The 25,927-nt window shown below is 54.1% G+C and carries 22 protein-coding genes; 17 read left to right on the top strand and 5 right to left on the bottom strand.

The features are described 5' to 3' along the window. Window positions 1-441 precede the first annotated feature (441 nt). The 9 genes from CGZ80_RS18925 (at window position 442) to CGZ80_RS18885 (ending at window position 9,672) form a co-directional block, all read left to right on the top strand. The gene (locus tag CGZ80_RS18925; RefSeq protein ID WP_094417248.1) at window positions 442-1,524 is read left to right on the top strand and encodes a hypothetical protein; all 1,083 of its coding nucleotides are present in this window, start codon (window positions 442-444) and stop codon (window positions 1,522-1,524) included. A 146-nt stretch (window positions 1,525-1,670) separates the two neighbouring features. Then, complete coding sequence (locus CGZ80_RS18920) at window positions 1,671-2,063, top strand: YciI family protein (protein ID WP_094417247.1); 393 nt, start codon at window positions 1,671-1,673, stop codon at window positions 2,061-2,063. Between the two features lie 503 nt (window positions 2,064-2,566). Beyond that, a complete protein-coding gene (locus CGZ80_RS18915) occupies window positions 2,567-2,929 on the top strand; it encodes an STAS/SEC14 domain-containing protein (protein ID WP_094417318.1) in 363 nt (120 codons plus the stop codon). Window positions 2,930-2,993: 64 nt separating this feature from the next. Further along, a complete protein-coding gene (locus CGZ80_RS18910) occupies window positions 2,994-4,610 on the top strand; it encodes an FMN-binding glutamate synthase family protein (protein ID WP_094417246.1) in 1,617 nt (538 codons plus the stop codon). A 51-nt stretch (window positions 4,611-4,661) separates the two neighbouring features. Further along, a complete protein-coding gene (locus CGZ80_RS18905; RefSeq protein WP_094417245.1) occupies window positions 4,662-6,416 on the top strand; it encodes a thiamine pyrophosphate-dependent enzyme in 1,755 nt (584 codons plus the stop codon). 39 nt (window positions 6,417-6,455) lie between these two features. Then, the gene (locus CGZ80_RS18900) at window positions 6,456-7,283 is read left to right on the top strand and encodes a class II glutamine amidotransferase (RefSeq protein ID WP_094417244.1); all 828 of its coding nucleotides are present in this window, start codon (window positions 6,456-6,458) and stop codon (window positions 7,281-7,283) included. Between the two features lie 775 nt (window positions 7,284-8,058). After that, window positions 8,059-8,337 carry a pyrimidine/purine nucleoside phosphorylase gene (locus CGZ80_RS18895; RefSeq protein ID WP_094417317.1) on the top strand — a complete coding sequence of 93 codons (279 nt, stop codon included), beginning with the start codon at window positions 8,059-8,061 and terminating at the stop codon, window positions 8,335-8,337. Between the two features lie 70 nt (window positions 8,338-8,407). Continuing rightward, complete coding sequence (locus CGZ80_RS18890) at window positions 8,408-9,055, top strand: DUF1801 domain-containing protein (RefSeq protein ID WP_094417243.1); 648 nt, start codon at window positions 8,408-8,410, stop codon at window positions 9,053-9,055. Window positions 9,056-9,105: 50 nt separating this feature from the next. Next, window positions 9,106-9,672: an SAM-dependent methyltransferase gene (locus CGZ80_RS18885; RefSeq protein ID WP_094417242.1), complete on the top strand. Its 567-nt coding sequence runs from the start codon at window positions 9,106-9,108 to the stop codon at window positions 9,670-9,672. A gap of 40 nt (window positions 9,673-9,712) precedes the next feature. Here the strand turns inward: CGZ80_RS18885 and CGZ80_RS18880 are convergent, their stop codons facing one another. From CGZ80_RS18880 to CGZ80_RS18860, 5 genes are all read right to left on the bottom strand, one after another. Further along, window positions 9,713-11,638 carry a multiheme c-type cytochrome gene (locus tag CGZ80_RS18880; RefSeq protein WP_094417241.1) on the bottom strand — a complete coding sequence of 642 codons (1,926 nt, stop codon included), beginning with the start codon at window positions 11,636-11,638 and terminating at the stop codon, window positions 9,713-9,715. 124 nt (window positions 11,639-11,762) lie between these two features. Beyond that, window positions 11,763-11,954, bottom strand: a complete 192-nt coding sequence (locus CGZ80_RS18875) for a hypothetical protein (RefSeq protein ID WP_094417240.1) — start codon at window positions 11,952-11,954, stop codon at window positions 11,763-11,765. A gap of 146 nt (window positions 11,955-12,100) precedes the next feature. Next, window positions 12,101-12,814 carry a polysaccharide deacetylase family protein gene (locus CGZ80_RS18870; RefSeq protein ID WP_094417239.1) on the bottom strand — a complete coding sequence of 238 codons (714 nt, stop codon included), beginning with the start codon at window positions 12,812-12,814 and terminating at the stop codon, window positions 12,101-12,103. After that, entirely contained in the window at window positions 12,807-13,997 is a 1,191-nt protein-coding gene (locus CGZ80_RS18865) for a glycosyltransferase (protein WP_094417238.1), read from the bottom strand. Before CGZ80_RS18865 ends, CGZ80_RS18870 begins: the two co-directional genes overlap by 8 nt. After that, complete coding sequence (locus CGZ80_RS18860; protein WP_158222770.1) at window positions 13,994-15,055, bottom strand: sulfotransferase family protein; 1,062 nt, start codon at window positions 15,053-15,055, stop codon at window positions 13,994-13,996. Before CGZ80_RS18860 ends, CGZ80_RS18865 begins: the two co-directional genes overlap by 4 nt. A gap of 1,060 nt (window positions 15,056-16,115) precedes the next feature. Between CGZ80_RS18860 and amt the strand changes: the two genes are divergently transcribed. From amt to CGZ80_RS18815, 8 genes are all read left to right on the top strand, one after another. Beyond that, on the top strand, window positions 16,116-17,999 hold the full coding sequence (gene amt, locus CGZ80_RS18850) for an ammonium transporter (RefSeq protein WP_094417235.1): 1,884 nt from the start codon (window positions 16,116-16,118) through the stop codon (window positions 17,997-17,999). Between the two features lie 238 nt (window positions 18,000-18,237). Next, the gene (locus CGZ80_RS18845; protein ID WP_233148519.1) at window positions 18,238-19,158 is read left to right on the top strand and encodes a Kelch repeat-containing protein; all 921 of its coding nucleotides are present in this window, start codon (window positions 18,238-18,240) and stop codon (window positions 19,156-19,158) included. Between the two features lie 65 nt (window positions 19,159-19,223). Then, complete coding sequence (locus tag CGZ80_RS18840; protein WP_094417233.1) at window positions 19,224-20,213, top strand: DUF1559 domain-containing protein; 990 nt, start codon at window positions 19,224-19,226, stop codon at window positions 20,211-20,213. Window positions 20,214-20,215: 2 nt separating this feature from the next. Next, complete coding sequence (locus CGZ80_RS18835; RefSeq protein ID WP_094417232.1) at window positions 20,216-21,742, top strand: iron-siderophore ABC transporter substrate-binding protein; 1,527 nt, start codon at window positions 20,216-20,218, stop codon at window positions 21,740-21,742. Further along, the gene (locus tag CGZ80_RS18830) at window positions 21,742-22,755 is read left to right on the top strand and encodes a FecCD family ABC transporter permease (protein ID WP_094417231.1); all 1,014 of its coding nucleotides are present in this window, start codon (window positions 21,742-21,744) and stop codon (window positions 22,753-22,755) included. Before CGZ80_RS18835 ends, CGZ80_RS18830 begins: the two co-directional genes overlap by 1 nt. 3 nt (window positions 22,756-22,758) lie before the next feature. After that, window positions 22,759-23,745 carry a FecCD family ABC transporter permease gene (locus CGZ80_RS18825; protein ID WP_094417230.1) on the top strand — a complete coding sequence of 329 codons (987 nt, stop codon included), beginning with the start codon at window positions 22,759-22,761 and terminating at the stop codon, window positions 23,743-23,745. 5 nt (window positions 23,746-23,750) lie between these two features. After that, on the top strand, window positions 23,751-24,575 hold the full coding sequence (locus CGZ80_RS18820; protein ID WP_094417229.1) for an ABC transporter ATP-binding protein: 825 nt from the start codon (window positions 23,751-23,753) through the stop codon (window positions 24,573-24,575). A 10-nt stretch (window positions 24,576-24,585) separates the two neighbouring features. Beyond that, on the top strand, window positions 24,586-25,836 hold the full coding sequence (locus CGZ80_RS18815; RefSeq protein ID WP_158222769.1) for an MFS transporter: 1,251 nt from the start codon (window positions 24,586-24,588) through the stop codon (window positions 25,834-25,836). Window positions 25,837-25,927: the final 91 nt, after the last annotated feature.

Below are 25,927 nucleotides of genomic sequence, written 5' to 3'. Positions count from 1 at the left end.
GTCTAATTCGAATCCATTCGATCGGTCACATCCTGCGAGCCGAAGTGATCCGCGTCAGACGCGGTTGAATCCTTCACTGGCGAGAAGTGTAGGGCGTGTAACGATTTCGACCAATACCAAATTCAGGTAGTTTTTAACGATTCCAGATGGGCGGATTGGTTTGGCTGATTCGAGGTGGTCGTATTGAACGCTTTCCTGTTCGAATCGCTCACAGTTCGTTCGAAACGGTCATCAACATCGCCGCTGACATCAGATCAAAGTGCGTGGGCAAACGTGTTTATTCACGAGGGAAATTGCCGTTTCAAACTTGCAGAACGACTTTTCATTTCATCGTGCCAAGTCACAATAGAGAGTGCGGTCGCCAACGAATGAGATGACCGCGGGCAATTGGCGGGTGCCCCTTTTCTTTGTACTTCTGCACTGCATGACCACTTCGTCCCAATGACCACCAACTATGGAATTCGCACGCGAGGCGAATTGATTCGCGACCGGCGTGTCGAACTTGGACTTTCTCAACAAGATCTTGCTGACGCCGCCGACGTCGCACTAACGTTGATCGTTGATGTCGAGTCCAGCGTCTACACTCGTGAATTTGCCGCACTGGAATCTGTTGGAAACATCCTCGGCTTTCAACTTGACGAGATGACCAGCCCCGGCGCATCGGTGCGCCCTACCGAACAGGCATTCGCGTCGTGGCCATGGAGTCTCAGCAGCTACGTCCAAAACCACTTGCTGCCCGATGATCTGGCCTACTGCCGTGACAAGGACGACGCGCGGGCGTCGATCGAGCAAATGCGTGACGGTTGGCGAGAACATCTGCGTCAATGTGGAGAAGAGGTCGAAGAGTTTCAACTCGCCGATGACTTGCTCAATCAAGAGCGTGACCGCTATGTCGACCGCTACGTCAAACTATGGCAGGCAAACGACGAAACCTTGATGCATCCGATCGTTGACGGCCAACGTGTCGCCTTAACCGTCGTCTTGCCTGTCACCGCGAAGGCGTACGAAGCCATGCGAAATGGCCAAATCTCGTTCATGGACATCGGCCCCGATGACGTCTTGCCAGAAAGCCAGCACATCGTCTTGGATTCCGCCGTGGAGTTTTCCTGTGACCCGCCTCCGGCGACCAAGAAAGTCGCAAATGCGATCAGCTATTCGGTGTTTTATCAAATTGCAGTGCTTGCCAAAGACCCTTCAGCGGACGACTTTTGCATGCTCGCGTTTGCGGCAAGTGGAACCAATATCCAACGACTTGCGGCGATCGGCTTTATCGATCATGACGTCACGATGCCGAACTACGGTTACCAACTCTGTGAGTTCAGAGCCGACAACAAAGACTTGCCAAACAACATTCAAGAACGACGTGAGTCGATTTCGTTCTTCGCAGGAATGTTTCGCCGCTGGGTTGCCGGAGACAAAACTCTCCGTCGCAAACGACGGATGATCCTTGGAACGCTTTCGGTTTTTCATAAGCTCGTCAAACCGCGACGAAAAGGCAGCCGCAAACGCACTCGGGCAAGCTGACTCGTTTTTTCATAAAATGCGAGGTTTGCTGTCGATCCGATGCAACCGCCTTCGACCAGTTGATAAAGCTGGTTCCTGACGCGTTGCGCTGTTGTTCGCGCAATCAAGCTCCGGCTCATCTCACCTTCAAGCAACTGAGTACCGGTATGAAATTCGTTTGCCTAGGTTACATCGACGAAAAGAAGTTTGCCGAAGTCCCTCCTGAAGAGGGCAAGCGGATGATGGAGGCCTGTTTCGAATACGACGACGAGCTTCGCCTTGGCGGACACTTCCTCGGCGGAGAAGCGTTGGGTTGGTCACAAAAAGCGGTCACTCTGCACAATGTGAATGGCGAAATTGAAGCCGTCGACGGTCCTTTCGCAGAAACCAAAGAAGTGCTCGGCGGGATCTTGTTGCTCGAAGCGAACAACATGGAGCACGCAATAGAACTGATGTCGAAGCATCCCGGGGTGCGCGTTGGGCCTTTCGAAATTCGCCCCGCGGATGAAGAGATCAACGCACTGATTCGGCAACGTGACGCAGCGGTCGCAGCCGAGTAGGCTCAATCCGTGCATGCACGCGGGGGTCGCATATTGTTTCCGATTGCGATTTGTCCAAATCGCAATCACCCTGTTCATCGATCACACAAGATCGGGTCGTGCACTGAACAGGAAATCCGCGTAATCAAAACTCGCCCAGTTCTTGATCGCGTCGGGCAATGTTTGATCACTTTACGCGTTGCTTTCCCACCTGACGGAAACTGTTCGCATGTCAGGTAGGGACCACAAGCACACGCTCAATCCGCCCAGCCCGCGACGCTATCGCGCGCGTCTGCCTGGAACGCATCTAGAACACATTGCGGCCGCCCAAATAGTTGCCGGTGTATTGAGGGCTACCAACCACACCACAACAGAATTTAGCTTCTTCGCAAAGAATCTGGACAAAATTTCTTCGATGTGGCACGGGCCTAGCAGGATCACAGCAATCGTTATCCGTTGGCTCAGCAAGAACACATCGAGATGTGTCCCTGCGGCCAAGCACTTGAGCGATGGAGAATCGAACGATGTCCACGAGCGTAACCGAAGTCGACGGCGGCAAGACGATTGAAGTCCATTTGACTGGCAAGTTGTCCGGTGCGGACTACGAGCATTTCGTACCGTTGACGGAGCACCGAATCGAACAGTACGGCAAGATCCGGCTGCTAGTCGTTTTCAGCGATTTCCATGGCTGGGATGCCGAAGCCCTCTGGGACGACATCAAATTTGATGTCAAGCACTTCAACGACATCGAGCGTTTGGCCGTTGTCGGCGATAGTCGCTGGGAAAAAGGGATGTCTGTGTTCTGCCGGCCATTCACCACGGCAAAGATCAAGTATTTCGATACGTCGCACCTTGCGGATGCCCGGGCCTGGGTAAACGAAAACTAAAGCCTCAGCAATGAGGCCCTCGGTAGACGTAACCCAGCCGACCGAATTTGATCTGATCCACAGCATGTTGAGTTTCCTCCGCTATGTTCCGTTGGTGATTGTGGTCGCAACCGCTTTCGCCACCGGTTACTACTCCACCGCCGGTTCCCTGCTATGGCTAGGGGCGGCGATACCATTGTCCGCACTTGCCATTCTCGGATGCTACAACCTGTTCCATCCGACAAACAACCTGCTGCGGATCTATCCACTGCTCGCTTATGGCCGGTTCTTTTCTGAAGAGATCCGGCCGGAGATTCATCAGTACTTTGTGGAAGACGACACTCATGGGTCTCCGCTAAGTTTCAACGACCGCCAGATGGTTTACGAGCGGGCCGCGAAGGAACATCAAGAGAAATCGTTTGGTACCGAGCTTGATGTCTATGCGTCAGGGTATGAATGGCTTAACCACACGATCGCTCCCAAGGACGCGAACCCCGAACAGTTTCGTATCACAATTGGCGGTGCGGCCTGCAAGCATCCGTACGACATGGCATTGTTGAACGTGTCATCAATGAGCTTTGGTTCGCTGAGTGCCAACGCGGTTTTAGCGCTGAATGGTGGAGCCAAACTTGGTGCGTTCGCCCATGCGACCGGTGAAGGTGGGTTGAGCCAATATCACCTCCGGCCCGGCGGCGATCTGGTTTGGGAAATTGGCACAGCGTACTTCGGATGCAGAACCGAGGACGGCCGGTTCGATCCAGAACAGTTCGCCGAAAAGGCAGCCGAGCAAGCGGTCAAGTGCGTCACCGTGAAACTCTCTCAAGGTGCAAAGCCTGGCTTGGGAGGTGTGATGCCGGCGTCGAAGATGACGGAAGAAATCGCCAAGGTTCGTGGTGTCCCCGCCCATCAAAAATGTGTTTCGCCACCGGGGCATACGGAGTTCAATACGCCGATCGGTCTGTTGCAGTTCCTCGAACAACTACGCGAACTATGTGGCTGGAAACCGGTCGGATTCAAGCTTTGTATTGGTCACCGAAGTGAATTCTTGGCGATTTGTAAAGCGATGTTGGAGACGAATATCTTGCCCGACTACATCATCGTCGATGGTGGTGAAGGCGGGACCGGTGCGGCTCCGCTAGAGTTTGAAGACCACGTCGGTGTGCCACTGACCGAGGGTTTGCATTTCGTCAACCAATCGTTGATCGCATGTGGATTGCGTGACGCGATCAAAGTCGGGTGCAGCGGAAAAATCACCTCTGCGTTCGGGATGGCCAAACGAATCATTCAAGGCGCCGATTACTGCAATTCAGCTCGCGCGATGATGCTGGCCCTTGGCTGTATTCAAGCCCAACGCTGTGAAACGAATCGCTGTCCGACCGGCATTACAACGCAAGACCCGTCTCGGACGCGAGGCTTGCAACCTGACGTTAAGAAGCACCGCGTCAGAAATTTCCAGCACGCAACCGTGATGGAATTCAATCGACTGATCGCATCGATGGGCTTGGATGGCCCCGAGCAACTCCACCCAAGCATGTTGATGCGCCGCGTTGGGCCGACCACGGTGAAGTCCTACGAAGACATCTATTACCAAGCCGAACCGAATGAATTGGTCGATGGCTGTGATGCTAGTTTTTGGGGGCGTGATTGGACCGACGCTCGCAGCGATTGCTTCGGTCCGCGAACGATCAAGGCAAACGCATAGCCAGTTTTCCCACTCGACTTTGCGGGTGATCGTGCCCCTCAACAAATCGTTATGTCAACAACAGTTTCAGAACAATTGCTCGACCTGCTCATCAAGGCTGGCGTGCAACAAGTCTTTGGCGTCATCGGCGACGCATTGAATCCATTCGCACAAGCGATCCATCGCAGGGAGGGTGTGGATTGGGTTGGTGTCCGGTTCGAAGGCAACGGGAGCTACGCAGCGTTTGCTCAAGCGGAACTCAGCGGACATTTGGCGGTCTGTGCCGGCACCGTTGGGCCTGGTGCGCTGCACTTAATCAACGGACTATACAACGCGAAACGCGAACGATGCCCAGTGATTGCGGTAACGGGACAAGTCCCTTTGTCACAACTTGGCACGAACTTTCACCAAGAGGTCGATCTCGAAAAAGTCTTCGCGGATGTATGCGGCTATCAAGCGATCATCCGTTCGGCTGCAGAAGCCCCGCGTTTGATTCAGCGTGCGATCAAAGTGGCACTAAGCGAGCGAACCGTGTGCCGGATCGAACTCCCTGCCGACATCGCGGCGATGCCCGCGTCCGGCGATCAATTCATTCATCCGCTAGTGCAATCCCAGGCTCAACTGACACCATCCGACGCTCAGGTACGAGACGTCGCAGCGATGATCCGCGAGCATGAAAAAATTGCAATCCTTGCTGGTGCGGGTTGCCGCGACTGTCGTGACCAAGTCATCCAGCTCGCCGAACGACTGCAAGCACCGATCACACACTCGTTGCGTGCTTGCGATGTTTTTGATCACGATTGCCCGCACGTCGCAGGACTAACCGGCTTGATCGGTATTCCATCAGGCTATCATGCCGTGATGGATTGTGACTTGCTGATCATGCTAGGCACAGATTTTCCCTATACCGGATTCCTTCCCCACAAAACGAAGACGATACAAGTCGACACGCGATTGCCAAACATTGGAAATCGAACGGCCGTCAGCCTTGGCATTCACGGCGACATCGGTGCGACCCTGGAAAAGCTGCTGCCGATCGTTGATCCACGACCAACCAATCGTTTCCATGACGCGATCTGTAAGAACTTTCGGTCCTGGCGGCAATCGGCGAAGGAAAATGCTTCGCCATCTCGAGACCACGAGCCGCTGCATCCGCAGATCTTTTTGTCGATGATCGATCAACATGCGGCGGACGACGCGATCTTCGTCGTCGACACGGGGACGGCAACCGTCTGGGCTGCTCGGCATGTCTCGTTCCATTCCGACCGTCGAATGATCGGCTCATTCAACCACGGTTCGATGGCAGTCGGCGTCCCCGGTGCACTCGGCGCCCAGATGTTGTTTCCCGATCGAGAGGTATGGGCGATCGTCGGCGACGGAGCCTTCACAATGGCGATGCAGGATTGGTTGACGATCGTTTCACATCAATTGCCAGTAAAACTCCTGGTGCTGCACAACAACAGCTTGGCATTTGTGAAGTTGGAGATGGAAGTCGCCGGAATTGTTCCTGAAGACGACGTCCTCGGCGTGGACGTCCCCGATTTGGCAGCCTATTCGCGTTGGTGCGGCGGGGACGGTATTCGCGTCGAGCATGCCTGTGATATCGAAGCGGCGATTCAACAGGCGAAAGCAGCGGACGGCCCGTTCGTGATCGATGCGGTCGTCAGCAGCGGCGAATTGATGATGCCACCGAAAATCGGCATGGATCAAGTCACCGGGATGGCAGCGAGCAAGATCAAGCAAACGATGATGGCGATCAGTGGTGACCAAAAACAATGGGACATGATGACTGAAGAGCTAACGAGCTACTTCGACACGTCACGTTGATCCACATTCGAGACATCAAATCTGGAGGGGTTGAATTTCATGTGTCGCTGGCTTGCATACTTTGGCGATCCAATTCGGTTGGACAAGTTGTTGTACTGCGCAGAAGACGCCTTCATCGGGCAAAGCTTGCACTCACGCCGGTCGACGACTCCCGTCAACGGCGATGGCAGCGGTTTGGGCTGGTACGGCGATTCGCCGCGACCCGGCGTATTTCACACGATCCGGCCGGCATGGAATAGCGGGAACCTCCGCAATCTGTCGGACCAATTGAACAGCCATCTATTTTTTGCCCACGTCCGGGCAACCAGCGGAACGGCGATTCAAGAATCCAACTGCCATCCGTTTCGATACGAACACGTTCTGTTTCAGCACAACGGTTTTATCAACGGATATGACAAGCTGAAACAGTCATTAGATATGGCCGTCGACGCGGAACTGTATCCGTTGATGCAAGGCTCAACCGACACCGAACGCATGTTCTATTTGGCACTCACATTTGGGTTGCTCGATAACGTGCAAAACGGATTAACTCGAATGGTTCGATTCGTCGAAAAGACGGCGACCGCCTATGGCATCAAGAACGCGATCTCAATGACGGTTGCCGTCGGACTTGGCGATTGTTTCTATGCCGCGCGCTACTCGACGTCAGGAAACTCGCCAACTTTGTTCCACAGCAATCACTTGCAACGTTTGAAAGAAAACAGTGGGCAAACGGAATCGATTCCCCAGTCAGGTTCGGTCGTTCTATCCGAACCGCTTGACGACGTGCACGAACATTGGACTGAGATTCCTGAATCGACTTTGGTGCGTGTCTGCCGTGATGGACTCTCAATGAGCCCGTTTTGCCAGGGAGCGACTTGCGACTGAACTTCCGATCGATCGTTGCAGCTTCCCGGCGCTGTATGGAAGGACCTGTCGAATCGACTGGCGAAATGTGTTGCAGCACTCGGTCGCGCTGCGCACCTTCGAACGGTCCTGATCCTTGGCTCACGAGCAACGTGATGACGCCCAAGGTCAGTGGGCGTGAATTGCTTAGTACTGGTAGCATCAGGTACTCCAGTTCGAACGAAGTACGAGTGGATAGCATCCCTAACTGAATCGAATTGCGAGCCCCGATAATTCGCTGCTGGTGCGAAAAGCGTGAAACAAACGTACAAACAGTGGGTTGATATGCCGCGATGACGCATTTCCGCCGGGAATTTGCAGTCTTTTCTAGGCGCGGACTCTCAACACACCAATCGCAAACAAACTCGCCAACTTCTTGCAAGACGTGAACACCCAAGGTGGTACGCAATCCCCTTGCTTTGGCCCAATTGAGTTTTGTTTCCCATAATTGTTTGACGAGCCCCAATCTGGCGATAACATCATGTTCACCGGTCGGCTGAGCTGGTTAGTTGCAGGGGCAACGACTCACAGTTTCAGTCGATCGGTTTTCTTTTTGGCATCAAACATAACGAATCGGTGACAACGTCAGTCATCGTACCGATTGTTCTTCAATCGATGTCAGGTGTTTTGTATTTCCGGTGCAACCATCGGCTACGGGCAATTGCACAACGCTTGATCTTCCACTACCAAAGTGCCGCACCATCGGTGCGAATAACAAGACACCCCGCTTGCAAGACAAAGAGGCGTTACCATGGCAATGCAAGTCAATGAATACTTTAACGGCAATGTAAAATCGATCGCGTTCAGCAACTCTGACGGCAAAGCCACCGCCGGCGTAATGGCTATCGGAACGTATGAATTTGGCACGAGCGAAAACGAATTGATGAAAGTCGTTTCGGGTGAAATGTCGGTGAAGTTGCCAGGTAGCGATGCGTTCGAAACGTTTTCTACCGGACAAGACTTTCGCGTGCCGGCAAATGTCAAGTTTCAAGTCCAAGTGATTCAAGAAACCGCTTACTTGTGCTTTTATGGGTAACGTGCAGGCGTCGTTAGGCGCGCGCACGAAGCCATTGTGAGCTCACACCCTTTTGCAGGATCCGTCATCAATGGCGAAGAAAAACTCTTCCGTCACCGAGTTCATCAACAAGGACAAAACTTGGCAGCAAGAGATTCGCAAGCTACGCGAACTGCTCTTGGAAAACGGCCTGACGGAGGAGTTCAAATGGCGAGCCCCCTGCTACACGCACGAATCAAGCAACATCGTCATCATCGGTCGACTAAAAAAAAGCTGCACTCTTGGCTTTTTCAAAGGTGTGTTGCTGTCAGATCCGCAATCGATCTTGGTCGCCCCTGGCCCCAATAGCCAGTCCGCCCGCGTGGTCCGATTCGAGAGTCTTGAAAGCATTGAATCGCTGTCAGACACGATCGGTGCGTACATCAAAGAAGCCATCGAACTTGAGGCGAAAGGCGCAAAGGTCGACTTCAATCAAAAAGATGAAATCGAACTGCCCGATGAATTGCTGCAGACCTACGACGAAAACCCGCTCTTGAAGTCTGCGTTCGAGTCACTTACCCCAGGCCGACGACGTGCCTATGTGCTTCACTTCACATCGGCCAAACAGTCAAAGACTCGCAAATCGCGTGTCGAAAACTGCATCCCACGCATCATGGCTGGCAAAGGGATGCACGATTGTATTTGTGGCCTTTCTGATCGAATGCCGCGATGTGATGGTTCGCACCAACGAAAACGCTAGAATCTTCACCTGACATCTTTCGAAGGCCACTTGAAAACAGGTGTTGGGTGATGTTGAAAATCAGTCGACGGTTGATGCTTGGCGGATTGGTGTGTTGCTGCGCGTTTTCAAATGCTGACGAGCCTTACCGCAGTAAAGAAGACTCCGCTATTCATGTCCCCACACCACGTGACGTTGTCGACAGGATGTTGGCACTGGCCAGAGTGACCAAGCAAGACATGCTCGTGGACTTGGGTTGCGGCGATGGACGAGTCGTTGTTGCGGCCGCGAAACGCTATGGCTGCCATGCGGAAGGTTTTGAGATTGATGCGAGGAAAGTTGCGGAGTCACGAGAGAACGTGAAGACCGCGGGAACAGAAAAGCTGGTTCGGATCACCCAGAAAGATATCTTCGACGTGGACCTTCGCAAGGCGACCGTTGTCACGTTGTACCTGTTGCCCGAAATGAATGAAAAGCTGATCCCACAGCTTCGTCAGATGCCAGATAACGCTCGGATCGTTTGCCACGATTTTCCGATCGAAGGCATCAAGGTGACTCAAACCGAATCAATGAAGTCCGTGGATGACGGAGGCCCACACACCATCTATCTCTATCGCCTTCCGCTTCAAGACAAATAGATTGGCGTGATGCCAAGTAGATTGGCATCATGCCAGGGCCTTACTCCTGCAAGTTGACCGGACGACTGTCTCGCTTTTGCATCAGGTCAGCCATTTTTTCGCGATCAAAAAGTCCGTCGGTTCCGATCAACAGTGCGGCGTCTGGTTCGTGACTTTGATCCAGTGCCCGTTGATACTGCTCGCCCATGATCGCGCCGCGGCTTTCCAGCGATTCGAGAAAGTCATAATCGAAATTCTTCGTATGCGGCAACGAATTGAATCCACGCTCAGCCATCAGCCGAATCGCGTGGTATTCGTCGTCCATCCCCAACAAAAAGAACAGGGGCATCCACTTTGTGCCGGATGCTTCTTGCGCGGGTTGCCACTGGAACGCATTCACTTGCAAGGCCCGCTGGGCGGCGTCTCCGATCATGAACTGCAATACCCCCGACGCAATGTTCTTTTGGTCGCTGGTCAGCTGGGGTAAGTCGTGCCCGTACCAATCTGTGAGGTTCGTGGCGGTCTCTCCAAGGGTGTGGTCCAAGTGACAGAGATTGCAGGCGTTTGGACGCCCTGTCTCAAGCGTGGACTTCACAGAAGGACTCGTGATCGTATGCGAACGGCTGGTTTTCAATAGACCGTAGACCGTGTGCGGCATGTGACAATTCATACAGCGGCTGCCTGCTGAATCGATCGGATGGTGCGTGTGCTCGATGCCCAGTTCTTTGTATTTGGGATGGCATTGGATACAAGCATCATCGCCGCGCATCTGCGGTTTGAGTTGATCGTCTTTCCAGGTGTTTTGTCGAGAGAGATCTTGTTCGTGCATGGTGTGACAAGAGAAGCACGAGAGTTCGCCGTTTTTAAAACAAGGCGACTCGATCATGCCCGAATAATCGCGTCCCGTTACTCGGATTTCTCCATCCGACCAAAAGTGATTCTGGGTAAACCCCGAGTGCGCGTCGAACAGCTTGAATGTCTCGCCTGTTCGATGTTCTTCGGTTGCCCGCACCAAACGCAAAAAGGGCGCATCGTTTAATGAATCACCTGGGCGGAACTGCCTCCCGTCCTTGAAATACTGCTCTTGCTGATCCGCGTCCGCGATGCTGATCATCATCATGCCATGACATTGGCCACACATGTCCGATCGCAGTTCGGCGGGCAGCTTTGCCGGGTTCACAATGGGATCAACGGTATCACCGATCGACAGTGATAGCGATGTCGCGGCAAGTGACGAATCATGGCATTGAATGTGGTTTTCACCAGGTCCATGACACGCTTCACAGCTGATCCCAAATTCCGCAACACGCGTGTCCCAAGCCACATCACCTCGAGCAGGAGGACGTGTACGAACCTGTGTCGCGTGGCAATTGCTACAGATCGCATTCCAGCGTGAAAACTCGGGACCTTTGGCCATATCAGGGTGCCGCAGGAATGCGCTCTTGCGCGGAATCCATCGCTGCGCGTCAATGTAGTAAACAATGGGCAGCTGCGCAGGTGTACCGTCGTACCCTGACTCGTACCAAAACACTTGCATGTGGTGTGATCCGGTCGTCAGAACCAACTTCCGCTTCATACGCTTTCCGTTTGCGATCGGATCGGCCAATTCGACAAAGTACTCGTCGCCCTGACGGACAAAGTCGAATTTCGCACCTTCGCTCACAACGGATCCGCCATCGACAATAGGTGCCGGCACAGCGTCTGGGCTGACAACTTGTGTCATGGTGCGATGGTACGACTCATGCCATGACTGGTGATATTCGCGGTGGCATTCCAAACAGGCTTGTGAACCGACATACCCCGAGGTTCGTGCCACAGTTGGTACTGCTTCGATTGGGGGCGGCGTTGTAGCAGCTGGCTCAGGCAACTTGCTTTTCACCGAAGCAATCTTGACGACCTGAGGCGATGATTCGGAAAACACCAGCGCATAGACGAGGATCGCAGCGAAACCGATCGCCAGAAGCTTCCAGAGTAGGCTTGTTTTCATCCCAATCCGACTTGATGGTTGTCGTGAATCGTAGACACGTCAGCACAACCATTCTAGTGAAACCGCATCACCCAGCGTGTACAGAACCGCATTGCGATTTCAATTCCGTCGCCATTCCGCGACCTCACTGATCAAAGAGCGCCTCTACCACCTGTTCAATATCGAAATGGACGATGTGGTCTTCGGTCGGCTTTTGACGTTTGGCTCTAAGAATCAAAACAGCCATCGTCACGCCCATTTTGCGGTACAACGCTTTGTTGAACCGGAACAGTTGGCCATCGGGCAATTGGCTGAAATGAAGGATCTTTTGGACCATCCGTTGCACCCCCTTTGTGTACGGTTTGTTAATGGTAGCGGGGGACGGAGTGTAGGTCTACGAGAAAATCACCTGAAGAGGGCGACTGACATCGAAAGGCAGCCCTGTTTTGCTGGACCAATCAGCAGTACTTCAGTATTTGTCCATTACGCTGGTCGCATTAGCTCGCGGTAGCTAATCGCGTCCCAATCGAGGGCCAAAATCCGCCTTAGACTCGCCCTCAGACGTAATCGATGGTCAAAGGGATGAAGGGCGATTCTCACAGGTTTTTTCAAATGCCGCGTTGCCATCGCCAACTGATTCGCAACACGTAAAAACTGTTCGCGGAACAACGTGTCGGCTTCGAATCCGAAAAGCGGCAAACGCGTCCTTGTGAGCGTTTGTACTTGCCGTATGCCGGACAAAGTTTCGATCATCGGAAAAGGCAGATGAAGCAGTTGTTTCGCAGAAATTGCTCCCATTGCCCAAGCTGGCGGAACGTACAACACCGGACGGTCAAAATCTTGTTCATCAAACCACCGTGCACATCGCGAAACCAATTGGCAAATCTCTTCACCGGACAGGCTCAGATGCTCGGCGACATTTCGCGAAATCAGTCTTTGGTGAATCCGATGTTTCCAGCCATTCACCGAGCGGCATCGATGGAGCCAACCATGTCCCGCCAACTCGCAACCCTCGTCGCACCAGCGGCGCAGTAGTCTCAGATCAGAGTTGGACCATTGCTTGCCTGGAACAACTAGCAAGGTGATCCGCCGATGGCATGCCTCGCGACAGATCGCGAGCAATTGCCCCACTTCATCCAGAGTGTCCGGCATCACGTCATGAATCGACAACAGTGCCTTGGGACGCCGACTATCCATCAATCGTTTCTACGATACGGTTGCATGAATTGGATGCGGCATCGGTCAAGAACCGGAGCCAAACACGGATCGTGTGACGATTGAAATCTTCGACGGCTTCCCACCCGATTCGTCCGGTCGCTAATCGGTCTTGCCCCGACATCTTACAAAATGAAGCGATGCCCTCCGCGACGCTCTTCTCGTCGTCGAGATAAAACAAGCCGTTGGCAAATGAAGGCCACTTCGCAATACCACAAGATCGACGCAGAAGCACAAACCGTCGACGAGCGAGTGCTTCCAGAGCAACCGTACCAAACGCTTCGATCGATGATGGCAACAACAACGCGTCGCTGCGGTCCATCTCGCGGCGCACCTCATCACGCGAAAGCCAGCCGAGATAGCTTACGTTGCGATGACGACTTGCAAATGCTTCAACTTCGCATCGTCCTGGACCATCGCCGGCAATCGCGAACTCGTATTGCGTGTGCGTCTTTGCCGCGTCAAGAATTTCGGCGACACCTTTCTCAATCGCGAGTCTTCCGACGAATAAAAATCGGCGAACATCGGCGGAAGGTGGTACAAGTCTGTCGTTCAAAAAGTCGGCAGAGACGGGCGTTCCCATGATGCGAACTGCGTCAGCGCCGAGTTGCTTTGCCGCAAGGAATGAATCTGGATTCAACGCCGCGACCATCGTGGCTCGCCGTATGAGCCAGCGGTTCAACCAATTTAAACACCAACCAAGTGGCTTCGAAATCACCCCGGGCCAATACAACGGCAGCAGGCGATCAAAATTCGTATGATTGACGACCAAGACCGGAAGACTGCGTTCGATCGCATAACGCATGCCCATCAGTGTGTAGACGCCTAGCGAAGGCAACACGATCAACTGTGGCGACTGGCGATCCAATTGCGCTACGAATTTCCGATAGCGCGGCCAAACCATTCGCTGTGTCCTGTCACCGGGCATCGGCACAGACCATCGTTCAGTATCGCGATCGCATTCCGCTGAAGGACAGATCAACTGAATCTGCTCAACGGCGGGACGTAGATGCTCGATCAAATCTGCGTAGTACGTCCCGACCCCATTTCGTCCACGGATCGCGTCGGAAACAATCGAAATCCGCAAGCGACGTCGTCGCGAGCCCCAATCCGACACAGACGAATCCAACGTTCGCGGACTTTTTTCGGCAAGCCTTACATTCATGGTCCCACCTTCTGCTTCGCTGTGAACGACGACGTTTCGTATCCTTCATTCGGTAGAGCACCGAACGATTCCATCAACGTGGCTCGGTCGATTCCGAACTCGGCTAACGAATACAAGTGTGAACTCCGGTACGACTGCTGTTCTTCACACGCTGTCATGATTCGTCGACGCCCCGCGATCGAATAGATTGAACCGAATCGGGTTTCGATCCGTTCGACAACATTCCGTTTGGAATCGACAAGGTCTTGGTATTCAATCAGCAGGAAACGAGATTCGGGCAGCCTTGCCGCACAATGTTCCAAGACAAACCAATAGTGTGAAAGCAGATTGATAAACTTAGAAACGATTCGTGGGTCAGTGACATCGTTTCCAAACAGCGCCATGCCCTCACGCAGAGAACTCAGTTGTGATGGCACCGCCGAAACCGGACTTCGCCGAAGCCCAATGAAGGTCGCATCGGGAAACGCTTCAGCCAGTGCAGGTACCCACGTCGTCAGACTCGGATTCTTTGCCAAGTACCGGGCATCGGTCCCACGAAAGAAAAGGTGACGTTGAATCAATCGTTTGTAGGTTGCCACCAGCATTTTTCGCCGTTCCGTACCCAGGCGACTCTGAAAGTACCCCAGATCCCAAACCGCTTGATCAAACGGGTACAGCAAGACTTTCAAGAAACAACCATCGAACGGCAGCAGCCCCAGAAAATCTTCTTCGGGAGAGGTCAGCCTGGTGAGATGAACCGCGTCAAAGCGGCTGCCAATCATCCGCTGAATCAACGTCAGCATTCGCGCGACCGGGCGTCCAAAGAATTGATCGAGATTGCCGAGTCGCTGCACCAGTCGCTTCTGACATACGGCAGGCGCAAAGACGAGTTCCCATAACGGCATCGTCGCAAAAGCGGCTTCATCGCTTGCGAGCAGTCGATGTAACAACGTCGTCCCACTGCGCGGCAAACCAACGATAAACAGTGGCCTTTGAACCAAGACATCACGGAGCGACGGATAGAGCCAATCATCGATCTTAAAAGCGATTCGATGAATCCCAAAAAGGGGAACGCTCAACAGACAAATCAAAGCACCTTTCATCGCTCTCCATCTGTGCTTCCAAAGGCAGCTTAGCTATCCGAGAGCAAGCGTGTGAATTATCAGCGCGGCTGCATAGGCCAATCGAACCGATGCCAATTCACTTCACCAACCTTTCATCAGGCCTCCATAGGATGCTCCGATTGTGAAGCAATGTGTCCGTCATCATGACGTATGCTTAACAATGTTCGGCGAAGAGATACGCGGCGATAACGAAGCGAAACACTTCTCAAGAGACGCTTTTCCGACAGCGCTCATGAACACGGATCAAATGACTCGTATGATCATGCGATCAGTTCAAACGGAGTTGTACGTTGCCCGACATCCGATCGGCCGACCACATGAGCGCATGGGCCATTGCACGATAGAGAGAAAGCCAAAAAAGCTGGCGCGTTCGACGAACCGAGCGTCACGTTAACAACGGACCAAGTGAAAAAGAGATGAATGGTCAGGCTGATTAGTGACTTGTTCGCTTATTGGGCGACTTAATCCACCTTTGTGATCACGACTTTACATTCGCTGCTGTTAGGGCGAATGACACGCGATATGATTGAGACGTCGGTCGAGTGCTCGGAATGCGTAGGGGCAACACCATTCCATAAGCACTCGGCCGGCTTCTTTGAGCCAACCGGAAAGGGGAAGTCGAATGGGGCAGATCCGACATCCCCCTTGGATTCCGGTTGACTTTGAAAAGTTAGCTCCCAGCTAGACATATTTCAACCCTAACTGGCGGTTTGCAGCCCCCGCCGCGGAAAATTGTTCGGTTAGGCGATGAAATTGTTATTGCCGCCTTCTAGGGCCCGGTGAATCGGCGTTGCTTTTGACAACGATTCAACCAATTTTGCCCGATGCGTGCCTCAGCGACACACTTTTGCGTCAACCCGCTTCACCTGCAAGAGGGGAAACGTCACCGCAATGACGGCAAACCCGTGTTCGTTTCCAGCAAGCTGGCTAAGTGGTGACGCACAATTCGATGAGTTCCCTCACCTGGGGACTGTCGTTTTTGCTCCAACTGGTTTGACAGGTACGTGGTAGACCAATGGCATTCTCACCACAGCTCGTGGTCGCTTCGACAGAACTTTCTTCCAAAGTCGACTCAATCCAAACGAACCTCGACCTGTTGTGGGTATTGATCGCTGCCGCCTTTGTTTTCTTGATGCAAGGCGGATTCATGTGTCTCGAATCAGGAATCTGCCGCGCTAAAAACTCGATCAACGTTGCGATCAAAAACATGTTCGACCTGTTGATTTCGGTGGCGATCTTCTGGCTGTTCGGCTTTGGCCTGATGTTCGGACACAGCTATGAAGGTTGGATCGGAACAACGGACTTTTTACCGACATTCGAAACCAGTCCCTGGGCCGCTTGTTTCTTTATTTTTCAGGCGATGTTCTGTGGGACCGCAGCGACAATTGATAGCGGAGCTGTTGCGGAACGGACACGATTCGGAGTCTATCTGTTGGTCTCTGCGGTGATCTCAGGTCTGATTTATCCACTGATGGGGCATTGGGCCTGGGGCAGTTTCTTCCATGGCGAAACGAAAGGTTTTCTTGAAGCGATGGGCTTCATCGATTTCGCCGGGTCAACAGTGGTCCACGCGACCGGCGGTTGGGTGGCGTTGGCGGGAATCATCGCGATCGGGCCTCGACTGGGCAAATTTGATAGCGAAGGAAACCCACAAAAGCTGCCGGCTCATAATTTGGTCCTTGTCTACCTAGGAACGTTTGTCTTGTTCTTTGGGTGGTTCGGCTTCAATTGCGGCAGCACGCTTTCGGCCGGTCCTGAAATCGCCATGATCGCTGTCAACACCGCACTCGCCGCCTGCTTTGGCGGTCTATCGAGCGCGTTCGTTAGCGTTTTGTTCGGGGACGATGGACTGCCAACTGCAGAAGACATTGCCAACGGAGTTCTTGGTGGGTTGGTCGCGATCACCGCCGGATGCGCTGTCGTCGACCCGGGTTCGGCAGCCTTGATTGGGCTTACCGGGGGCATCTTGGTTTGGTTTAGCATCCAAATGATTGAACGGGTTTTCAAACTTGACGATGTCGTTGGGGCCGTCAGTGTTCACGGCGTATGCGGTGTCTGGGGAACCCTCGCGGTGGCTTTGTTCATGGGTTCTGATCACCTGCCGGAAGGAATGACGCGACTGAACCAACTCGGCATCCAATCGATTGGTGTGTTGACCTGCTTCGTTTGGTCCTTCGGCTGCGGCTATCTGGTTCTCTCACTGCTTAAGCTATTCGTGCCCTTGCGCGTGAGTCCTCACGACGAAGCGATCGGTTTGAATGTCGCCGAGCACGGTGCCAAGTCATCGCTTTTGGAATTGGCGATGTCGATGACTGCGGCGACACAATCGAACGACTACAGTGGTGCGAAGATCACTGACATTGAACAAGGAACTGAAATCGGCGACCTCTCGCATTGCTACAACAAGATGATCGATGCGATTCAATCCGACAGAACCAAGCTTGCGGATTCCGCTCAACACGATCACCAAATCGCGCTGCGGCTGCAACAGAATCTCGATCGATTCGCAAGCGAGGGCGAATCGGCAGTTCGCCAATCGCTCGACGCTTTGGATGCGGCTCGCGCTTGCTCGACGCAGATGCACGAGAATTTGAAAGAAGTCACTGCAATCGCCGGCCAAACTCATCTGTTGGCTCTGAACGCAACCATCGAAGCCGCGCGTGCTGGAAGCTCCGGTCGCGGCTTCGCCGTGGTCGCGAATGAAGTCAAGGCGCTTGCCAACGCGAGCCACCTCGCGGCGTCTGGCATTCACGGCATCGTAGCCGAAACGAATTCCAAAATCGAAAATGGTTGGAACTCTGCGGCTCACGCATCAAAGATACTGAGTGACATCGTGTCCGCTGGCAGCGAATCCGCAAACGAACTTCTTTCTCGGACAAGCTCCCGCACTTCTGGCTAGGACCACGATCGGGCCTATCGAAAACCACCATTCGGCCCAATGCTTTTGGGGACAACGGCGAGAGAGTGTGCACGCGCGACGGTATTTCCGCCGCCCTGACGACAACAAGCTTCTAAGAACTGCGTAATCCGTCGCATTTTCGCTCACCTCGTCTTTGGCACAGCACTTGCCAATTGGCGTGGACGTGTATTTCGCCGGTTCGTCCGGCACCGTCCGCCCCAATGAGTCAGTTGCCTTCATGCCTCTTCAAACCGAAGCCCCCACACTCGAACATCATGGCGGTGTAGCGGGTGCAATTGTCGGTAATCAGTTCTACGTCATCGGTGGGATGCTTAATCCCTTTGAACACCTCGACACGGCGCTCGCGATTTCGCTCAACACCGAATCGGAGCCACAATCGCTGGCACCACTTCCGACGCCACGGGCAAATGTTGTCGCGGTCGCAAACGGGACAAAGATCTATACCGTCGCCGGTGGGATTTCGCCTCAGTCGGAATCAGGCTTGCCGGAAGGCCCATCGTCGGTTGTTGAAATCCTGGACACAACCACAGGCGAGTGGCACAAAGGAGCTGACTTGCCAGCCCAGCGTGTTAAACCAGGCATCGCTGCGGTCGGTGATACCGTGTACGCACTTGGCGGGCGTGAAGACAAAGTGGATGCGAACACCATCTTCGCCTATGACACGGCGAATGACAGTTGGTCACTCGTGGGTACGCTTCCCTATGGTGCTCGACACGGCGCGGCTTGTTCGCACCGTGGACAGATTTATTACACCGGCGGATGGACAGCCGGCCCCGACAAAGGGACCTTCCAACGCGGCCTCATCGAATTCGATCCCGCGACCAATCGATCGCGACCGCTCGCTGATCTGCCGGAACCGCGTACAGCGCACGCGATGGTTGCACACGACGGTTCACTGTACGTGTTCGGCGGAGTCGACGCACAAAAACAGCCAACGTCAACCGTATTTCGTTACGACATCGCAAGCGATCGCTGGGAAACGTGCGAACCACTCGATTCGGTCCGTGCCGTTTTCGCCTGTGCAGTTCATGCCCCCGAAGGCGACGACGCACAAGTGATTTTGGCGGGTGGTTGGACACAAATGCATCGCCAAGCCAACACCACCCAAGAGTTCTATCGCCTGCCGAAGAAGGCCTAGCGCGCGTGCTCCTCTTTCCCATCCAACTCCAAAACATTTCGTCAGAATTCAAGAGTCGACACCTTATGAGCTTCACCCACGGATCGAAAGAATCGAGACGCGGCGGCTTCACCCTCGTTGAACTGCTGGTCGTAATCGCCATCATCGGGATACTTGTCGGACTGCTGCTGCCGGCGGTCCAAGCTGCCCGGGAAGCCGCACGGCGGATGCAGTGTTCTAACAACATGAAGCAAATCGGACTCGCACTGCACAACTATCACAGCGCGTTTCGAAAATTCCCCTGCTACGAAATCCTCGACCTCAGCGCTTGGCGCGGTCACGAATACAAGTCAGGCTGGGTCTCGTCGTTGTTGCCGTTCTTTGAAGAAGGCAACCGACTGGATGACTACGACTTTGACTACACCTGGTTCCACGAGGAAAACCAAGACGTGGTAACACGTCCGCTCCCAAACTTTGAATGTCCTTCCAGCCCTGGCGGGACACAAAAAATCTATACGAATTCGTTCTCAGACGAATTCACCGCAGTGACTCCCGACGTAGAAGCTTGGTCCGCCGACTATGCGGGGAACTGTGGACACCGGGCCACACTTCTGATGCCGGAAGAAGCCCGCGACAAACAACGCCGCAAGGGTTTCTTTGTACGAGCGTATCCGGTCCAACCACAGAAGTTCCGCGACATCTTAGACGGCACAACAAACACCGTTGCGGTGTGGGAATCCGCCGGCCGACACAGCGTTTACTTGTTCGGCCAACTTTGGAGCGATCCGAACACCGGCGAACTGCTGAATGTCTCCCCAGACAACTGCGCATGGGCCTCCGGTAATGCGTTTTGGCTTCAGTCATGGAGTCACGACGGGATTGCAAACGGTGGATCGGTCGTCGTGAATGCCACCAATCGCAACTCACAGCCGTACTCCTTTCACACAGGAGGCGTGTACTTGTTGATGGCAGATGGCTCGGTCCAATTTCTCACCGACTCCGTCAACGCGACAACGTTCATCCACATGTTGACCACGCAAGCAGGCGAACAAATCAACTTGGGAGAAGTGTTCTAATCATGGCTTCTTGGATTCCAACACTTTCGCAACGACTCCCACAACTTGTCGCATCGCTCATCGCAGTGTCTGTCATTGTGAGTCCGGGATGTAGCAAAAAACAGGAGATCCCAGTTCAGCCGACAACAGGACGATTGACCATCAACGGAGAACCCGCGGTCGGTGCGATCATCGGACTCTATCCTGTTTCAGGTGACTTCGACCAACGAGGGACTCGCCCGGCCGGACAGGTCAAACAAGACGGCGCGTTCACGATCTCGTCTTTCGGCGTGGGCGATGGAGCCCCGACCGGCGAATACAACGTCTCGATCTTTTGGCCCCAATTCCCCGGGCGAAGATCGTATGATGGGAAAGTACGCAAATCCAGACACATCCGGTTTGACAGTCAATGTTGGCGAGGGCAGCAATACTCTCGAGCCCATTGTGCTCGACAACGTCAAACTGATACGCCGCTAGGATCGCCCGATTCACAGATGGAACACGCGACGCTTTTTAAAGCCTTGTGCCTCTGTTTGCTTTCGGTGATCGGTGTAACGGCACTGATTCGGTCCTCAGATCCTGTGGGGGACGCTTCGAATCATCAGGCTACGGAGCGATCAAAGCGGAACCAAACGCCACTTTCCGAATCCCCACCACCTGGGTTCGGTTCGACACCGTTGGAGATTTCCCCCCAAGGCAGCCAGTACTTGGTGCGGCACCAGTTGGGAACGGTGATCGTCCCGATGCAGCCAACCCGGATTTGCGCTCTCGCGTTTACAGACGAGCTTCTGGCAATTGGCGTTACTCCCTTCGCGGCATCCTGCACAAATGGCGAATTCCCCGATTACTTGCGTGATCGACTTGAAGGAGCTGTCGCGATCAACCAGTTGATGGGTGTTGGGCAGCCGGACTTTGAAACGATCGTCGTGTCCCAGCCCGATCTAATCATCACATCGGCAGGGGATCCACAGACGTATCATCAATTGTCAAAGATTGCCCCCGTGGTGGTTCTTTCCGGCGACGGCGACAACAACCGTCAACGTGTACTGGACCTTGGAAAATTGTTGGACAAGGAACGTTCGGCGCGCGACTGTGTCTCGCACTATGACCAACGGATTCGGAATGCCAAACGTTTGCTCCATGAAACGATCGGCGATCGAAAAGTTGCCTTCTTTCGTATCTTTGGGAAGCAGTTCTACATCCACGGCCATACGCGTGGTGGGCTGATGCTCTACGACGAACTTGGATTGGCAACGCCGGCTTTGATCGACCAATCGCCACGCGGATTTATGCTAAGCCCTGAATCGCTGCTGCAGCTGGATGCCGAATTCATTTTCCTGGCAGTCGAAGCAAACCGGGGTGCGCAACGTTCTTGGAAATCATTGTTGTCACATCCCGCTTGGCAGCGCGTACCGGCTGTCCGCGACGGGCGAGTTTTTCTGTTACCGGAACAACATCATTGGCTGCGTCCTGGCTTCCTCGCCAAGTCAATGATGCTGGACGAAATCGTGCGTTCAATCCTTGGGCCCAATCGGATACAGGGCGATTGATGGAACGACGCCTTGAACGACATCGTTGGTCGATCGTCTTCGCGATCTTGGCATGCGCAACAGCATGCTGGGCATTATTCGTGGGGCCGACGCCAGTCACACTAGATGATTTGACGTCAACGCTGTTTGAATATGACGCGACAAGAGACACACAATTTGTCATCTGGGAACTCCGTCTGCCTCGCGTCCTGTTGACCGCGATGGTTGGAGGTGCGCTCGCCTGTAGCGGCGCGTTGATGCAGGGCGTGACCAAGAATGCGCTCGCAGGTCCGTCGATCATGGGGCTTAGCACGGGTGGAACACTGTGTTTGCTCGCAGGTTTGCTATTGCATCCGGACCTCAACTACAGCCAGTCGATCGTCCTTTCATTCGGCGGCGCGTTGTTGGGCTACCTAACGGTCTGTGCCGTCACGACTCTGTCCAGAGCGGGAGCCACGCCGGCAGGTTTTGCGCTCGCGGGTGCGGTCGTTTCCGCATTGTTTGGTGCGATTACACACGGTCTAACGATTTACTTTTCCCTTCACGACGAAATGCTGTACTGGACGGTCGGTGGCGTTTCTCATGTTACGTGGGTACAAGTCGTTGTCCTGGCGCCGATCTTCTTCATCGGGATTGCGGTTTCATTTGCGATAGCGCCCGCGGTCACGCTGCTTAGTCTTGGCAGCGACGTCGCGGTCAGCTTGGGGCAAAAGACGCAGCGGACCCGTTTCCTGGCGACCACGGCTGTCCTTTTCTTGACGGGCGGCGCGATTGCGGTTGCCGGCCCGGTCGGCTTCATCGGGTTGATGGTCCCGCATTCAGCTCGGCTTTTTGTCGGCGCTGACTATCGATACATCGTCCCGCTGTCGGTCAGTTTGGGCGCGTGTCTGGCCATTGCCGCTGATGCGCTCGCTCGGACGATTGGCGGTGCTCAGGAATTGCCCATGGGGCTGTTGACCACCATGATCGGTGCACCGTTCTTTGTCTATCTGGCGTCGAACCGGTCGTCACAAAGTCTCACTCTAAGACGCTGACGCATGACCAATCAGTTCAAATTGATGTGGATGATCGTGACGGTTTTGGCCGTTTCGCTAGCCGGCGTTTGCCTGGGAAGCCAGACGTTGTCACCAAGTCGGATCATTGAACTTTTGGACGCTCAACCAGACAACGTCCAACGCACAATCCTGCTCTCGTTCCGTTTGCCTCGCGTTGCAATGGGCTTGGGTGTTGGCATGACATTGGCTATCTCGGGAGTCTTGATTCAATGCGTCCTCCGCAACGAGTTGGCGGCACCAGGGATCTTGGGCGTTTCAAGCGGCGCGAATCTTGGCGTGACCCTCGCGGTGATTTTTGGTGGAGCACAAATTATCTCGGCTTGGATTTTCCCAGCGATGAGCATGTTGTGCGCAGCCGCAACCGTCCTGTTTGTCTGTGCGTTGTCGTATGACTCGCGAAAACTGCTACCGGTCCGATTGCTGCTAACCGGCGTCGCGGTCAGTACTTCGATGAGCGCAATCACATTGGTCTTTGCGATGAAGATGGATCGCCAAGCCTATGCCCAATCCATCGCTTGGATGTCAGGCAGCTTTGGTAAGTCGGATTGGAATTACGCGACCGCAATCGGGTGCGTCTTGCTGATCTTGTTGCCGACATGTTGGTCTATCCGGAAGCAACTCGATGTACTGCGGTTTTCTGACCAGACCGTTATGGGCCTAGGTATCGCGGTGGATCGGTGGCGTGTTTCGATTTTGCTGCTCGGCGTGATGGCCGGTGCGGCGGCAATGGCAGTGGTCGGCAGTGTCGCCTTTGTTGGGCTGATTGCCCCACACATCGCGCGGCGGCTAATAGGTCCAAACCATGGCACCCTGGTTGCATCGGCAGGTCTGGTTGGCGCCGGATTTCTGACGGCCGCAGACACGCTCGGGAGAACGATGTTTCATCCCATCGAAATGCCTGCCGGAATCATCGTCAGCGTCTTGGGTGGCATCTATTTTTTATCTCTTCTGATCATGCAAAGGCATTGAATACGATGGCCGAATTGACTGCCGAAAACCTGTCGCTGCGCTACGATGGTGACAATATCATCCACGATGTCACTCTGTCGATCTCCCCAAATCGGATCACCGCGTTGGTGGGTCCGAACGGTTCAGGCAAGTCAACCTTGCTACGAGGGCTGGCGCGTTTGCTGCCCCCATCGTCCGGGCGTGTGACGATCGATGGTCAGAACATCCACCAATTGAACACACGCACCGTCGCCAAACGCGTCTCCATTCTCGCCCAATCAAATGACGCCCCCGACGGATTGACGGTTCGTGAGCTTGTCGGATTTGGCCGGTTCCCTTATCGAGGCTGGCTGGGACAAGCCGACCCTGACGACCATGCGGCGATCGAGCGTGCGATGGAAATCGTTGGGATCAAAGACCTGGCCCAACGCCCGCTCGGAGAGCTATCTGGGGGGCAGCGTCAACTTGCCTGGATCGCCATGAGCGTCGCCCAGGATTCGGAAATCATGCTGTTGGACGAGCCAACGACGTTTTTGGACTTATCCCATCAACTGGAGGTTCTGCACTTGCTGGAAACCCTGCAGTGCGATCACGGCCGCACGATCGTGATGGTGCTGCACGACATCAACCAAGCCGCTCGGTTCGCGCACCATATCGTCGCATTGCGTGACGGCCGCATCCGATTTCAAGGATCGCCCGCTACAATTCTGACACCAGAAATGCTGGAAGATGTGTTTTCTGTCGTGGCGAACGTGATGTCCTACACCGAACAACCAACCGATCGGTCGGATGTTTTGACATCGGTCCCTTACTGCGTGCCATTGCATCCCGTCGGCGTGATTGAAGCTTAGGAACGAACGCTTGATCTTTCGATTTTGCCTCTACGGATTTCTGAAAAATCAACGGTACTTCGCGCCGTTTTGGATCCTTGCGTTTTTGGACAAGGGGCTGTCGTTCGCAATGATCGGCGCCCTCATCGGATTTCGCCAGATCTGCGTGACGATTGCCGAAGTCCCCACTGGTGCATTGGCGGACACGCTCGGTCGACGACGAGCAATGATCTTGTCTCATATCGCATACGTCATCGCGTTCTTGACATTCGGATTCGTCGATTCGGTACCACTCTTGTTTGCCGGTATGTTTGCGTTCGCCGTCGGTGAAGCGTTTCGAACGGGGACGCACAAAGCGATGATTTTCTCGTGGCTGAAGCAACACGGCCGAGAGAACGAAAAGACCGAGATTTATGGTTTGACAAGGAGCTGGTCACAAAAAGGCAGCGCGCTGTCGACAGTCATCGCTGCCGCATTGGTTTTCACGACCCTGGACTACTCTGCGATTTTTTGGCTCAGTGCGATCCCCACCGGCTTGAATATTTTCAATTTCCTGGGCTATCCGAAATCACTCGACGGATTGGTTGATCGATCACACAATGCGCGTTCATTGTTCGCGTTTTTCGCCAAATCGATCCGCGATTGTATTGCCAGAGCCAAACTCCGTCGCCCGATTGTCGAATCGATGGGATTTGAAGGCGTCTACGGTGCGAGCAAAGATTACCTGCAGCCCATCATTCAGCAGACCGTATTGGGTTTGCCATTGCTGACGATGCTGGATGTCGAACGACGCACTGCGTTGATGATTGCTGTGATCTACACCACGCTGTACTTGCTCTCAAGCGTCGCATCGCGCCGAGCTGGTGCAATGGCCAAACGGTTGGGTGGCGACGATGCCGCGGCGAGACGCTTGTGGGGAATGTTTGCGGCGACGTTTGTGTTTGTCCTAGTTGGGACACTGACGCCCTGGTCGATGCTTGCCGTTGTCGGTTTTATTGCCTTGGCCATCCTGCAAAACATTTGGCGACCGGTACTCGTTTCGAGAATCGCCGACCAAGTCGACGAGACGAACATGGCAACGGTGCTGAGTGTCGAATCGCAAGCCAAATCATTCGGGATCGCAATCTTGGCACCCATCATCGGAATGTTGATTGACAACACACCGGAGGGGTACCAGTTCTCGGCGATTGCGATTGTCGGAATTGCGGTTTCTTTGCTCGCGTTGTTCTTCTCGCGATCGAGCACACATGCGAAAGAGAATTCGCTTGCGAGCACGGGATAGGTCTTCGTTTCAAGCGACAGACTAGGACGTGCCAAGTCGGTATCATTGATACGGTCCGGTGCGCCCGTCCGACCAGCAAATGCGACGATGA

Origin of the sequence: Rhodopirellula sp. MGV, from assembly GCF_002251265.1 — a bacterium.
Lineage (GTDB): Bacteria > Planctomycetota > Planctomycetia > Pirellulales > Pirellulaceae > Stieleria > Stieleria baltica_A.
The sequence above is the reverse complement of the archived record's forward strand: the minus strand, read 5'-3'. Positions and strand labels throughout refer to the sequence as shown.